Source organism: Flavobacterium sp. HBTb2-11-1 (assembly GCF_009826975.1).
Lineage (GTDB): Bacteria > Bacteroidota > Bacteroidia > Flavobacteriales > Flavobacteriaceae > Flavobacterium.
In genome coordinates, this window is record NZ_WUMO01000003.1 from 477,669 (window position 1) to 493,456 (window position 15,788).

Below are 15,788 nucleotides of genomic sequence, written 5' to 3' on the forward strand. Positions count from 1 at the left end.
CTAGTTTTAACTAGGGGATTTTAGAAATTGTAAATAGGATGGCTTTAGCCAAATTAACGTGGTTGTTGTTGAAGCTAAAACCATCTTTTACAATTTTAATTCTTAATGGAACATATAATTTCATCCAACAGATTTAAAATATAATTAGTAGTTCAAAGAACTCTTAACGAATTAAAATTTATGAAAAAAGTTGCTGTTATTGGCGGTGGAATTATTGGCTTATGTTCAGCTTATTATCTCGCAAAAGAAGGTTACGAAGTAAGCATATATGATGAGTCAGATATGGACAATGGCTGTTCGTACGGAAACGCAGGTATGATTGTGCCTTCACATATTATTCCGCTAGCACAGCCTGGCATGATTGCACAAGGAATAAAATGGATGTTTGATAGCCGTAGCCCGTTTTATGTAAAACCGCGTTTAAGCAAGGATTTATTAAGATGGGGCATGCAGTTTTATAAACATGCCAATTTACGTCACGTAGAAAAAGCAATGCCTGCTTTACGCGATCTCTCTTTATTGAGCAAAGAATTATATCAGGATTTTGCCAAAGAAAATAATTCTTTCTTTTATGAAGAAAAAGGACTTTTGATGCTTTATAAAAGCGATAAAGTAGAAGAAGAAATGCACAACGAAGGTAAAGAAGCAGAACGTCTTGGTTTAGAAGTAGATTATCTATCCAAATCTCAAGTAGCACTTTTAGAAAAAGGAACGAATACCAATGTAATTGGAGGTGTTCATTATAAAAGCGACGCCCATTTGTATCCTCAAAAATTTATGGCTTTTATCAAAGAAGAATTATCTCGTTTAAAAGTGGAAATTCATTCTAAAACTAGTGTCAAAGATTTTGTTTTAGAAGGAAATAAAATAGAAAAAATTGTAACCGATAAAGGGCTTTTTAGAGCTGATGAAGTGGTATTGGCATCAGGATCTTGGAGTCCGTTTTTGGCTAAAAAACTAAATATTTCCATTTCTATTTTACCTGGAAAAGGATATAGTTTTACTTTAAAAGATAAGACTCAAAAGCCTAGTATTCCGTCTATTTTATGTGAAGGAAAAGTAGCGGTGACTCCAATGGCAAATGATATAAGATTTGGTGGAACAATGGAAATTACACACACCAAAGACCATAAAATAAACGCAAACCGACTTCAAGGAATTATAAACAGCGTTAATGATTTTTATCCTGATATGAAAGTGGAAATGCCAAAAGCAGAAGACACTTGGTTTGGATTCCGCCCATGTACACCATCTGGAATGCCAATTATTGCTAGAGACAAAAAAGTCGTAAATTTGACCTTAGCAACAGGTCATGCCATGATGGGATTAAGCCTAGCGCCAGCAACAGGAAAAATTATCACAGAAATTATTTCTGGTAAATCGACTTCTGTAGCAATTGACAGATTCCAAATATAAAATATGAGATACAACCAGATTCCGGTTTCTTTGTTTATTGAAAACCGAAAAAGATTTACCGAAAAAATGAAGCCAAACAGTTTGGCTATTTTGACTTCAAATGATGTAATGCCAAATAATGCTGATGATGTTATGGGCTTTTCGCAAAACAACGATTTGTTTTATCTGTCAGGAATAGATCAGGACGAAACCATTTTGGTGCTTTATCCAGATGCATTTAAAGAAGAAAACAAAGCTATACTTTTTGTCAAAGAAGCAAACGAACATACGCTCATTTGGGATGGTAATTTTTTAACCAAAGAACAGGCTACCGCTATTTCTGGAATCCAGAATATCAAATGGCTTCACGAATTTGAAAAGACTTTACAGCTTTTTGCCTTTGAATCTGATATATTTTATTTAGGACACAATGAGCATATCAAAAGGGTAACCGCTGAAATTGAAACCAGACAAGACCGAATGATAAAATGGTGTAAAGAAAAATATCCATTGCATCAATATGAGCGTGTGGCAAAAATAACCCGCGAATTGCGTCCAATTAAATCAGATTTGGAAGTTGATTTAATCAAAAAAGCAACTGCGATTAGCGTTGAAGGTTTTCAAAGAGTTTTAGGCGCAATTCGCCCTAATATAAAAGAATACGAGTTAGAAGCCGAACTTTTATATGCAACCGTAAAAAACGGAGGAACGAGACAAGCATTTAGATCTATTGTAGCGTCTGGGTTAAATGCCTGTTCATTGCATTATAACACTAACGATGATATTTGCCGAGAAAATGAAATGGTGCTGTTGGATTTTGGAAGCTGTTATGCCAACTATAATTCAGATACTACAAGATGTATTCCGGTTAATGGAACTTTCAGTGCTAGACAAAAAGAGGTTTACGAATCGGTTTTACATTGTTTGAAAGAAGGTTCAAAATTGTTGAAACCTGGAGTTTTATCAAAAGATTACGAACTTCAAATGGCTAAGTTAATTGAAGCTGAATTGGTGAAGTTAGGGTTAATTACAGAAGAAGAAATTAAATCTCAAGATCCAGAAAAACCCGCTTACAATAAATATTTCATGCACGGAACAGCGCATCATTTAGGATTGGATGTTCACGATGTTGGCTTGTATTCACGACCTTTTGAAAAGGGAATGGTGCTTACTTGCGAACCTGGAATTTACATTAGAGAAGAAGGAATAGGTTGCCGTTTGGAAAATGATTATTTGATAACAGAAGGCGGAAACATCAACCTGAGTGAAGCACTGCCAATAGAAATTGCTGAAATTGAAAATTTAATTAAAAATAAAAAGTAAGATGAAAAAGTATTTGTTGTTTCTTTTGTTTATATGCACTTCTGTTTTTGCCCAGAAGATTGATATCAACAATCTAAATTGGTTGCCAAATTCTCATTCGTTTTGGGTAAGCAAAGATAACAATGTGTCGGTTTACGATGTTGATAAACTCGATAAGCAAAACACGATTTTGTCTAAAGAACAATTAGCAGAAGCTGGATTTAAAGGAGAAATCGAAGATTTAGTATGGAACGACTTAAAAACAAAGGTTTTGGTTTATACTAATTCTAAAAAAGTATGGAGAGACAATACCAGAGGCGATTATTGGTATTTTGATTTGGCCACGGGAAAAGGAAAGCAATTAGGTAAAAACTTGGATGCGTCGTCATTGATGTTTGCTAAATTTTCAAGCGATAATGAAAATGTAGCGTATGTTTCAAAACACAATATTTATGTTGAAAACCTGAATTCTGGAAAAATTACACCAGTAACAACAGACGGAACAGATAAAATTATCAATGGAACTTTTGATTGGGTTTATGAAGAAGAACTGGCAGCAAGAGATGGTTTTAGATGGAGTCCAGATGGAAAAAGCATTGCTTTTTGGAGAGTAGATGCAACGTCTACCAAATTTCATTATATGATTAATAATACCGATTCGTTGTATCCGACAATTATTCCTGTAGAATATCCAAAAGCAGGAGAAAAACCGTCTTCTGTAAAAATCGGAATTGTGAATATTGATTCTTTGCAAACCAATTGGCTAAACATTCCGGGAGAGCCAGATAATAATTATTTGGTTCGAATGAAATGGATTAATAATGAGTCTGTTATGGTGATTCAATTAAACCGAAACCAGAATCAAGTTACGATGTATGATTGCAATGCAAAATCAGGATCGGCTAGAGTTATTTACAAAGAAGAATCAAATTCTTGGATAGATGTTTTTGATATTTCTTCGGGACTATATGATACTTTTCCTTGTCAATTTGTGGATAATGAAAAATCCTTTTTATGGAGTTCTGATGCCGACGGATGGATGCATATTTATAAAATAAGTTTGGATGGAAAATCAAAAGAATTGGTTACCAAAACTAATTTTGATGCTTATTATAAAGCCTACAACGAAAAAACAAAAACAATATATTTTATTGCCAGCCCAGATGATGCCACACAGCGTTATTTGTATGAAACCAATTTGAACTCTAAAAAGACAAAAAGAGTAACACCAGCTATTTTTGAAGGTTCAAACCGATATATCTTTTCTACTGACGCAGCTTACGCTCAGCATACCAATGCAAGCATTTCGAGAGATTATAATCAGAGATTGGTTGCTTTGTCTGGACATCAAAAGATTTATCCAAAAGAAGCAGATGTTTTTGCAGCTCCTCATAGAGATTATTCGTTAGAAAAATTTAAAGTGAAAACAGTTGATGGCATTGATATTGACGGAATCATGGCAAAGCCATTAGATTTTGATGCTTCAAAAAAATATCCAGTTTTCTTTTATGTGTATGGAGAACCAATGGCTACGGTTGCCAATGACATCCCTTATTTTAATGAATTTATCGCTGCGTTAATTCCGAAAGGATACATCGGAATTGCTATGGATAACAGAGGAACTCCTGCAATGAAAGGAAAACAGTGGAGAAAATCAATTTATAAAAATATCGGAATTATCAATACGCACGATCAGGCAATGGCGGCTAAAGAAGTTCTAAAATGGGATTTTATTGATGCCGATCGTGTAGCAATTCACGGTTGGAGTGGCGGTGGAGCTGTAACTTTAAATTTAATGTTTCAATACCCAGATATTTATAAAACGGGAATTGCGATTGCAGCAGTAACAGACCAGCATTTTTATGATAATATTTATACAGAACGTTATATGGGATTGCCTGAGGAAAATGAAGCAACTTATATTCAGGCTTCTCCTGTAACGCATGCTAAGAACTTAAAAGGAAATCTGCTTTATATTCATGGTACAGGTGATGATAACGTACACTATAAAAATGCGGAAGTCCTAATCAACGAATTGGTGAAGTACGATAAAATGTTCGATTTAATGATTTATCCAAACCGTTCGCATAGCATTGATGAAGGCGAAGGAACCTCACAACATTTAATGGATACTTTTGTGAGATATACAGAAAAAAATTGCCCGCCAGGAGCAAAATAAAAAAAGTAATATATTATAAAAAGAGGAGAATTTCATCAAGTTGAAATTCTCTTTTTTTTTTGGATTTATATTATTTAAAAGCAAACCAAGTCTTTGATTTTGAAATCTTTCAAAAAAGGTAATATAGTAAATGTGTAATTGCGAAATTGTTATTTACAGGGTAATATAATCAGGTTTTTCGGTAATATATTATCATAATAATTATCTAAAAAGCAAAATATTTGCCACATTAATTATAAAACCATTTTATGAAATTGAAGATTAATTTTAGAAAAATTGCAGTACTTTTTTTTGTGCTGTTGACTAAACTGACCTTTGCCCAAGATCGGGTTGTGTCAGGAATTGTTTCAGATGAGAATGGAGTGCCTTTGCCAGGCGTAAGCATACTGGTTAAGGGAACTCAGAATGGCTCTCAGACTGATTTTGATGGAAAATATTCAATAAAAGCTGAAGCAAATGCTGTGCTTGTGTTTAGTTTTATTGGAATGCAGACTAAAGAAGTTCAAGCACGCGATAAAAACGTAAACGTAAAAATGTCTGCAGGCTCTACGCAATTACAAGAAATTGTAGTTACAGCTTTGGGACTTAAAAGAGAGAAAAAATCTTTGGGTTATGCTACACAAGAAATAAATGGAGATCAGCTAACAAAAATAAATACAGGTAACGTTTCGAATAATATTTCTGGAAAAATTGCCGGTGTTGAAATTAGAAGAAATAATAATATTGGCGGTTCTACCAATGTTGTCATTCGTGGTACAACTTCCTTAACAGGTAACAATCAGGCTTTATGGGTTGTTGACGGAATTGTATTAAATAATGATAATACCAATTCTGCAGATCAAAAATCGGGAGGGAACGTAGGAGGTTACGATTACGGAAATGCCGCTTCAGATATTAACCCTGATGATATAGAAACGATGAATGTTTTGAAAGGGGCCGCAGCAACCGCATTATATGGTTCTCGAGCATCAAACGGTGTTATCATTGTAACCCTTAAAAAAGGAAGCAAAACAAAGGGCGGATTAGGATTTGATTTTAGTTCTGGAGTAAATGTTGGAGTCGTAGACAAGAAAACTTTACCAGAATATCAAAACCAATATGGGGGAGGTTATGGCGATTTTTATGGTACAGTTGATTTAGGCAGTGGAGTTCATCCTTACACAGCTACTGATGATGCGGCTTGGGGACCAAAATTTGATCCGTCATTGTTGGTTTACAACTGGAATTCGTTTTATCCAGAATTGCCAACTTATGGAAAAGCGACGCCTTACACCGCTGTAAAAAACAATCCAAATAGTTTTTATCAAAACAGTTTAACGTATATCAATAATATCTCTTTTTCGGCAGCAAATGATCAGGGAGACTTTAGATTTGGTTATACAAATTACAATCAGCAGCAAGGAATTCTTCCTAATAGCAATAACAGAAAAGACAATTTTAATTTTTCTGGAAGTTATAAAGTTACACCTAAAACGAGAATTTCAACTTCGGCCAATTATTTGACATCTAATGCTATTGGAATGAATGAAACAGGATACGGAGATGGAGGAAATAACTATTTGAGCAGTGTCAGACAATGGTATACGACTAATGCTGATTTTGGAGATCTAAAAGAGGCTTACGAAATAACAGGTAAAAACACAACATGGAACGTTGGTTCGCCAGACAATTTAGCAGTTCAGTTTCACGACAATCCTTATTTTCAACGTTATAATAACTACAATTCATTAAAAAGAGATCGCTTCTTCGGTAATGTTGTGGTAAAAACAGAAGTTACCAATTGGTTTGATATCATGGGACGCGGTGCAGTAGATTTTTACCATCAATTGCAGGAAGAGCGTATTGCTGTAGGTTCTAAAAGAACACCAAATGCTCTTGGCCAATATTCTAGATATGATAAAAATTTCCGCGAAATCAATTTAGATTTAGTATTGAATTTCAAAACAGCCATCACAGACGGAATCAATTTTAATGGTATGTTAGGAGGAAACACGAGACGCTCTGTTAATAATTCTATATACGCTGTAACAAATGGCGGATTGGTTGTGCCGGGAATTTATGCCTTGACTAACTCAATTGACCCAATTAACAGTCCAGACGAGATGCAGCAGACATTGGGAACCAATAGTGTTTATGGTATGGCAAGTTTTAATTTCTTAGATACTTATTTTCTTGAAGGAACTTATAGAATAGATCAATCATCTACTTTGCCAAAAGATAATGATACCTATTCTTACCCATCGATTACAGCGACTTATATTTTTAGCAATCATATTAAAGCAGATTGGCTTTCATTTGGTAAACTGCGTTTGAATTATGCTGAAACAGGAAACGATGCTCCGTTTGCGGTAACTTCTACGCTTTATCCTAAAAATACCAATTTTGGGCCAGGGGGAATCCGTTTTTCTACAGATAACAGCAGAAGCAATTCTGACTTAAAAAGTGAGTTGACCAAAGGAGTTGAAGCAGGTCTTGAACTTAAGTTCTTCAAAAACAGGTTAGGCGTTGATTTTTCATATTATAAGACCAATACAACAAACCAGATTCTTTCTATCGAAACTCCAACACAAACAGGATATACAAGAGCTTGGATTAATGGTGGAGATGTTCAAAATAAAGGATTTGAGGTTACAGTAAATGCTACTCCTATAAAAACTAAAGATTTCTCATGGCAAGCTACAGTAAACTGGTCAACCAATAAAAATGAAGTAATCTCTTTAGGTGGAGCAAGTCAGATTTCATTAGGATCATTCCAAGGAGTAAACTATGTGGCTGAAGTTGGTAAGCCAGTAGGGCAGTTGGTTGGTTCTGGTTTTACTTATTTAAATGGAGAAAAAGTAATTCGTTCTAATGGAAGATATCTTCAAAGTGCAGGAGTTGTCATCGGAAATGTAGCTCCAGATTGGATTGGCGGTTTCAATAACGTTTTGACGTACAAAAACATTGCTTTCAACTTTTTAATTGATGTGAAAAAAGGTGGAGATGTATACTCTTTAGATCAGCAATACGGACATACAACGGGGATTTACGAAAGTACAGTAAGCAATAACCATAATGGAGTTCCTCAGCGTGAACCAGTTGCTCAAGGCGGTGGTATATTGTTGGACGGTGTAAAACAAGACGGAACGCCAAATAATGTAACTGCTAGTGTAACTGGAACAGACGGATACTATTTTTACAATTCTATGCCACAGCAGCAATATGTATATGATGCATCTTATGTTAAGCTTCGCGAAATAGGTTTGAGTTATAAATTACCAAAAAGATTTTTAGAAAACACATTCATCAGCAATATGGTTTTTGCTTTAAACGGAAGCAATCTTTGGATCATCCATAAAAACCTGCCATACGCAGATCCTGAGGCAGGAGCATCTTCGGGTAATTTACAAGGTTTCCAGACTGGAGTACTGCCAACTACAAAGGAGTACAGTTTTACCATGAAAGTTCAATTCTAAAAATAATAAAACATGAGAATTATAAAAACAATATTTTTTGCAGGAGCCGTTTTATGTGCAGTAGCTTCATGTGATAACTTAGATGACATGAACAAAAATGAAAAGGCTTATGAAACCGCTTTGCCAAGTGCGTTGATGACTAATGCACAGGTTAATTATGCTTACTTTCTAACCAATGCTTCGGTAAATTCAAACAATTTTAGAGCCTATGCACAGCATTGGTCTACATCAACGTATACGGATGAAGCCAATTATAATCAGGCGAAAAGAAATTTAGGAAGTTCGCATGCTGTACTGTTATACCGTGATGTGCTTCAAGATCTAGTAAATGCACAAAAACAAATTCAAAATACAAAAGTATTAGGGCCAATTGAAGAAGGCATTAAGAAAAATCAGCTTGCTATCTTAGAAGTGCAAATTGTAATGGCTTATCAAACCCTAGTAGATTTGTTTGGAAATGTTGCATATTCTGAAGCATTAGATATTAAAAAATTTCCGCTTCCAAAATATGACGATGCAAAAAACATCTATTTTGATTTGGCTTCTCGCTTGGATGCTGCCATTGCGGCTTTAAATGATGAAAATGGAAGTTTTGGAAATGCCGATTTAATTTTTCACGGAAATGTGGCAAAATGGAAAACATTAGCTAATAGCGTAAAACTAAAAATGGGATTGCATCTTGCGGATGTTGATGCTGTAAAGGCAAAAGCAATGGTTGAAAGTGCTTTTAATTCAGGAGTTATGACGACAGAGGCTGATACGGCATTGTTTCAGTACTTTTCTTCAATAACGGATATGAATCCGTTGTATGACAGTTTGGTAAACGAAAGCCAGATTAATATTGCTGAATTTTTTGTAAATGAATTAAATGGAAAAGAAGATCCGAGACGCGATTTTTTCTTCAATCCAAATTCAAAAATAAACGGTGAATATAAAGGCGCTCCATATGCAAAACAGGTTAATTATGCAGATTATTCAAATACTGGAGCAAGACTAAGACAGAAAACAAATCCAGGAGTTATATTCGATTATACCGAAACTTGTTTTTTACTGGCAGATGCGGCAAGCCGAGGCTTTAACGTTGGAGCTGATGCTGCAACATATTATACTAAAGGGATAGAAGCAAGCATGAAATTTTGGGGAGTTTCTGATGCTAATGTTCAAATTTATCTTGCACGTCCTGATGTTGCTTTTGCTACTGCTTCAGGAACAGACAAGCAAAAAATTGCTTACCAGCTTTGGATCGCTTACTATAATCGTGGTTTTGAAGCGTGGACAGAATACAGAAGGTTAGATTATCCAATATTGGTAGCGCCTCCAACAGCTGTGCAAGAAGCAGAAGGTAAAGTTCCTGTTAGAAATATTTATTCCACATCTGACAAAACGCTGAATGCGGCAAATTATGAAGCAGCTTCAGCAGCAATAGGAGGAGATTTAATGACAACGAAGATTTTTTGGGACAAATTTTAATTTTGAGTTAGTTTAATTTGTTTTTTGAGACCAGCACTTTCTAAGCGCTGGTTTTTTTGTTTTAACAGTATTTGCAAGGGTACACTAATGTTTTTTAATATATTTTGTAAGGTTTGTTTTTAGTGTTTTATTATGAATGTTTTTTAATTATGTGTTTTTTTAAGGTTAAAAATATGATAATTATGTATTAATTCTGATTAAAATACTATCAGAAAGATAAAAGCTTGTGCGGTAATTTTGATTATTACTAATTAAAAAACCTAAACAAATGAAATTAAAATTACTAATCTGCTTTCTGATTTTCAGCTCATTGAAAGTTAGTGCACAGGGTTTGCCTTGTAGAACAAGCGAAGAAAATGAAAAAGTGTATCGGAATAATCCACATGCACTTCAAGAGAAAAAGAACTTTGATGTTTTCAGTAAAAATTTTGCGGCCCAGCGCAAATCTTCAACAGCAAAAACAGCTGCAACTACTTACACAATTCCAGTAGTATTTCATATTTATGGTGATGTACAAAGCGGAAAAACAGTTACGTACGAAAAAATCGTAAATCACCTAGCTCAGCTTAATGATGATTTTAATGGACGTAATGCCGATTTTCAGACCGTTGAATCGTTTTTTCAGGCACGACGCGGAACATTGAATATCGAATTTAAACTCGCTAAAAAAGATCCGAATGGTGGCTGTACGACAGGAGTAGTTTTTCATCCGACAAAAAATGGTTACGGAAATGGAGGCGGATATGATGACCAAATCGCTGCGGATGCTTGGGATAATACCAAATACATGAATGTCTATATACAAAATGATTTGTACAATGATGGTGCTACAAATAACTCTGGCGTTGCTTGGTATCCAAGTTCAGACATGACGGCAAACAATACAGCTCGTGTTGTTTTTAACGGAGCTTATTTATATGACAACTCTTATAGTAAAGAATTCTCTGCAACACTTACCCACGAATTCGGTCATTTCCTTAATCTGATTCATACTTTTGAAGGAGGATGTTCTGGAACAGATGAAGTTGCCGATACTCCAGCAGAAGACGGAAAACATACTTTAGGCTGTACTCCAGGAACAAATTGCAGTGGCGATAAAGTAAATTTCGAAAACTACATGGGGTACAATGGAGCGCAAGGCTGCTACAAAATGTATACTCAAGGTCAGATTGATAGAATGTTGGCTGCTTTAGAACACCCTGCGAGAAAATCACTTTGGCAGGCGCAAAACTTAATTGATACTGGCGTAAATGCTACAGGAAGCACGCTTACTGCTTTGGCTACAGCTTTTAAAGAAGCAATTATAAATGACGGTTCTTTTGACACTTCATCCATAATCAAATTAAACGGAGCCAAAACTTTTGCTGTTTCTTCTGGAGCAATGACAGCAGGAACTCATTTTACTCACACTTTTCCAGCAGGAATTACACCTGTGCTTACGGTAAACTCTAATAATCAAATTACGGTTACGTTAACAGGAAAAGCAACTAACCATGCTTTGAGCAATAATGCTTCAGGAGGCATTAGTTTTTTACCAGCCGCATTTACAGGAGGAACAGCTGATTTATCTTGTACTTCTCTATTCTTTAATTTCAAATTTTCAGATCCATACGGAATCTTTTTTGTAGACATGCCAGATGTGACGGTTTCGTCGGCATTGACATGGAAATATTTTGAAATTGCAAAAGGTGATGATCGTGCGTTTGGCGGCTGGCGTTATGCTGTGAATGCTTTAAAAATTGAAACTTATGCAAAGAGATTAGTTTGCGAAACAGGCACTAGAAATATTTCTCTATTGAACTCAAACACAGCCGTTGGCCCAGCAAGCAATATGACCGCTCCAGGCGCATATCCAAATCAGTTAGATTTAAGAACAGCGAGTTATACCGCTTGGGACGGAAAAACAGGTTACGTAGGATTTGATTACTTAATGGATGGTCTTACTTGTTACGGATGGTTTAAGGTAAAAGTAAATGCGGATGGAGATGGTTATACAATTTTGGAATATGCTTATAATACAAAGCCAAATACTCCAATTTATACGGGAATGACTGATAAAACAGCTACAACTTTATCTCCGGATACATTGTATGAAGCTGAAGTAAATGATGGAAGCATAACATCAACTGCGACAATCGCTTTGAGTACTAATAATGGTACATTTACAAAAAGCAGCGGTACTTTTACAGCAGGAACTGATTATACTATTACTGGCGTTCCAGCTGGTTTAACTGCAGTTTTAACTCTTGAAAGCAATACTAAAACAGTACTTTCTTTTACAGGAAAAGCTACTGCACACAATACAACAAACGATGCTGTTGTTACAGTTACGTTTAAAGATGCAGCAATTACTGGCGGAATAGCTACTTTGGATACCGCGAGTAAAACAATCAATTTGAAATTTGACGCGCCTTATGGAGTGTTTTATGTGAACAATCCAGATTACACGGCCAATGCAGCATCTACTTGGCAATATTTTGATTTGGGTATTGGAGATAATACTGAGTATGGAGCTTGGCAATATGCCGCAGCGGCTTTAAAAATGGAGACCTACGGAAAAAGATTAGTTTCTGAAGCTGGAACGAGAAATATATCATTCTTATCACAAGGTACTTCAATTGGAGCTTCAAGTAATTTTGCAGCGCCAGGAGCATATCCAAATCAATTGGATTTGAGAACAGTTACCTATACAGCTTGGGATAATAAAACAGGATATGTTGGTTTTGAATACACAAGTAGAGGACGTACTTGCTACGGATGGATGCACGTAAAAGTGGAAGCTGGTGGAGTAGGATATACCGTTTTGGATTTTGCTTATAACACCAAACCAAACGAACCAATTCTAGCAGGAGTACAAACTACCAATACAGTATTGGCGCCAACAAATTTAACAGCAACAGCCAATGCAGCAAATTTAGAAACCGTTCTTAATTGGACTAACAATGCTACGAATGCTTCAAATGTAATTATTGAGAGAGCAGGAGCAGATGATGTTTATGCCGAAATTGCTACGCTAGCTAATACTGCATCAACTTATACCAATACTGGTTTAACAGCAGGAAACACTTATAAATATAGAGCGAGAGCAAAATCTGGAACTGATTATTCTGCGTATTCTAATGTGGTTTCTGTAACGATTCCGGTTGCTCCACCGTGCACTGCGCAAGGAACAAACGGTTACGAATACATAAGTTCTGTTGCAGTAGGAAGTTTTGTAAATGCATCTGGAAAAGAAACAAACGGTTATGCCGATTATACTTCTAAAGTGATTACGCTGAATCCGAATGCAAATACAAGCGTTACTTTAACTCCAGGTTTTACAGGTTCTGCTTACACCGAATATTGGGGAGTTTGGATCGATTACAATAAAAACAATCAGTTTGAAGCATCTGAAAAAGTGATTAATAATATTTCATCTAATGGTGCGGTTACAGCAAGTTTTACGCCTCAATCACTTACAGGAACTACCAGAATGAGAGTGGTGATGAAATATAATGCTAATCCGTCTTCAACATGCGGAAATCTTGGGGATGGAGAAATTGAAGATTATACGGTTCAAGCAGGAACATCTGTTCCACCAAATCCAGCAACTTTGACAATTCCTGCTAATCTTGGAAACGCAGGAGTATATTCGTCAGGATTTTATGCTTCTTGGGCAACGTCAACAGATGCTGCGTCTTATGAAGTGCAATTAAATACTTCGTCAGGTTGGACAGCGGCAGGAACTTCTACAACATATTATTTATGGATTCCGAAACAAGGAACTCAAACTGTATATGAATTTAGAGTAAGAGCAATAAATGGAACGGCTTTTAGCGAATGGAGCGCTTCTCATACAATCGATTTACAATCTGGAAGCACTGGTTTGCCAGGCATAAATACAAATACGGCGAAAGCATTTACAATGTATCCAAATCCAGCGTCAGACGTTGTGAACTTTACTTTTGGTAACATTGATGTCAATAAAGTGAAAGTGTCAATTTACAATAGTACAGGTCATTTGGTAGATACAATTCATAATACAACTGTTTATTCTCTTAAATATTTAAATAAAGGAGTTTATATTGTTGTGGCTACTGATGGAAAGTTTGTAGAAAAGAAAAAATTATTGGTTGAGTAATAAGTTAATTTAGTTAAAATGAGAAGGGCTGTTTACGAAAATGGACAGCCCTACTTTTTTTACCCTTTATTAATGATTTAATATTTCGCCCCGCTGGGGCTTTTTTATATTTGGAAATTGTATTTTTTCTATAAATGTTCTGCTTCTCCAAAGTATTTAAACTATTAGAAAAAACTTTTGAGGAGTAGATATTTTATAAAAATCAAGTTTAAATTTAAACAAAGTCAATGGGTTTCAGCCATTGGAACGCAAAGAGAATCATCAATCATTTGTTTTCTAAGAACGAAAAATAGAGTTATGTTTAAAAATAATTGCACAAGAAAAGAAAATTCAATTTACCAAAAATTAGAAAGCTTCGGAGAAGCAAAATATTTATAGAAATTGCAATTCTCAGAGATGAAAAAGCTCCGGAGGAGCGACATATAATTTATAAAGAAAAAAAGCTGTCTAAACAAACAGCTCTTTCTAAAATATTAAATCAAAATTATTTTAAACCTCTAATCCAAAAGGATTATCAATGCTCTGCATCGGTTCAGTAAACCATTTTGGACCTTCAGCTGTCATGTAAAAATGATCTTCATGACGAATACCAAATTGACCCGGCATACAGATCATAGGTTCATTACTAACCACCATTCCTTCTTTTAAAATGGTTTGATTGCCTCTTACTAAATAAGGATATTCATGAATATCTAAACCTGTACCATGACCTACACGATGTGGCAAACCTGGAATTTCATAATCACCGCTTAAACCCGCTTCTGCTAGGACTTTACGTGCGGCATCATCTACAGATCCGCATGTTGCGCCAATTTGCGCAGCATCAAAAGCTGCTTTTTGAGTTGCTTTTTCAAGATTCCAGATTTTTCTGTGCTCCTCATTTGGAGTTCCATATACATAAGTTCTGGTGATATCAGACAAATAACCTTCCAAGCGGCATCCAGTATCAATTAAGACGACATCATTATCGACTAGATTTTGGGGAGAAGTAACTCCATGCGGATATTGCGAATCTTCTCCAAAAAGAACAATGCAGAAATATGAACCTGACGGAATACCAGCTTTAATGTGTGCCTTATGTATAAAATCAACAACAGTGCTTACGGCAATTCCGGGATGCAAAATACGAGCCGCTGCTTTTTGCACGGTCATAGTTATATCTTTTGCTCTCTGAATGATAGCAATTTCATTTGCCGATTTATGCATTCTGCAACCCGCAGTTATAGGCTGAGCGTTTACAAAATTAAAATTTGTATTTGCTTTTGAGATGGCATCAATTAGAAAAAAAGCAGCCGATTCATCTAAAGCGATATTGCCTTCAATACTATTTTTGTTTTTTAGGATATTTCCAAACAATTCAGAAGGGCTTTCATGTTCTTCCCAGAAATTTAAGTTTCCTTCGATTTTCATGAAAGTTTTAAAAGTTCCCTCTTCAAATTTCGGAACAATATATTCAACAGTTTCGTCTTCAAAAATTATAGCGCCAACCATACGCTCGGACGGATTCCATTTTGTTCCTGTAAAATAATACAGATTAGTTCCAGCATTTGCATAAAGCGCTTTACAATTGAGTTCTTTCATTAAAGAAACCGCTTTTTTAATGCGCTGTTTATACTCTGGAAGTGCGATTGGCACAACACCAAGCGTCATGTTTTGTATTTTTTCTAATTCGATGTCTACAGTTGATCCGCCAACTCCAATTGCCATTTTTTATTTTTTTTAAAGTTATTATTTAATGCACCGTAATTCGTTAAACTGATATAAAATTCAATTTTTCAATAAAAGTAAAGCATTATTTGGATTTTGTTCTATGTTAATGTAAACTAGATAAAATATTACATTTTAAGGGTAATATAGTATCAGTTAC

At 35.4% G+C, this 15,788-nt stretch carries 7 protein-coding genes; 6 read left to right on the plus strand and 1 reads right to left on the minus strand.

The features are described 5' to 3' along the window. Positions 1 to 180: 180 nt before the first annotated feature. The 6 genes from GR162_RS08985 (at position 181) to GR162_RS09010 (ending at position 13,921) form a co-directional block, all read left to right on the plus strand. Entirely contained in the window at positions 181 to 1,416 is a 1,236-nt protein-coding gene (locus tag GR162_RS08985) for an FAD-binding oxidoreductase (RefSeq protein WP_160781864.1), read from the plus strand. 3 nt (positions 1,417 to 1,419) lie between these two features. Further along, positions 1,420 to 2,718 carry an aminopeptidase P family protein gene (locus GR162_RS08990; protein WP_160781865.1) on the plus strand — a complete coding sequence of 433 codons (1,299 nt, stop codon included), beginning with the start codon at positions 1,420 to 1,422 and terminating at the stop codon, positions 2,716 to 2,718. Between the two features lies 1 nt (position 2,719). Then, positions 2,720 to 4,876, plus strand: coding sequence for a DPP IV N-terminal domain-containing protein (locus tag GR162_RS08995; RefSeq protein ID WP_160781866.1), 2,157 nt, complete (start codon positions 2,720 to 2,722; stop codon positions 4,874 to 4,876). 248 nt (positions 4,877 to 5,124) lie between these two features. Beyond that, positions 5,125 to 8,331: a SusC/RagA family TonB-linked outer membrane protein gene (locus GR162_RS09000; RefSeq protein ID WP_160781867.1), complete on the plus strand. Its 3,207-nt coding sequence runs from the start codon at positions 5,125 to 5,127 to the stop codon at positions 8,329 to 8,331. Between the two features lie 12 nt (positions 8,332 to 8,343). Next, entirely contained in the window at positions 8,344 to 9,801 is a 1,458-nt protein-coding gene (locus GR162_RS09005; protein ID WP_160781868.1) for a SusD/RagB family nutrient-binding outer membrane lipoprotein, read from the plus strand. A 268-nt stretch (positions 9,802 to 10,069) separates the two neighbouring features. Beyond that, the gene (locus tag GR162_RS09010) at positions 10,070 to 13,921 is read left to right on the plus strand and encodes a M43 family zinc metalloprotease (RefSeq protein ID WP_160781869.1); all 3,852 of its coding nucleotides are present in this window, start codon (positions 10,070 to 10,072) and stop codon (positions 13,919 to 13,921) included. Between the two features lie 489 nt (positions 13,922 to 14,410). Here GR162_RS09010 and GR162_RS09015 read toward each other — a convergent pair whose 3' ends face one another. Next, positions 14,411 to 15,628: a Xaa-Pro peptidase family protein gene (locus tag GR162_RS09015; RefSeq protein ID WP_160781870.1), complete on the minus strand. Its 1,218-nt coding sequence runs from the start codon at positions 15,626 to 15,628 to the stop codon at positions 14,411 to 14,413. Between the last annotated feature and the right edge of the window lie 160 nt (positions 15,629 to 15,788).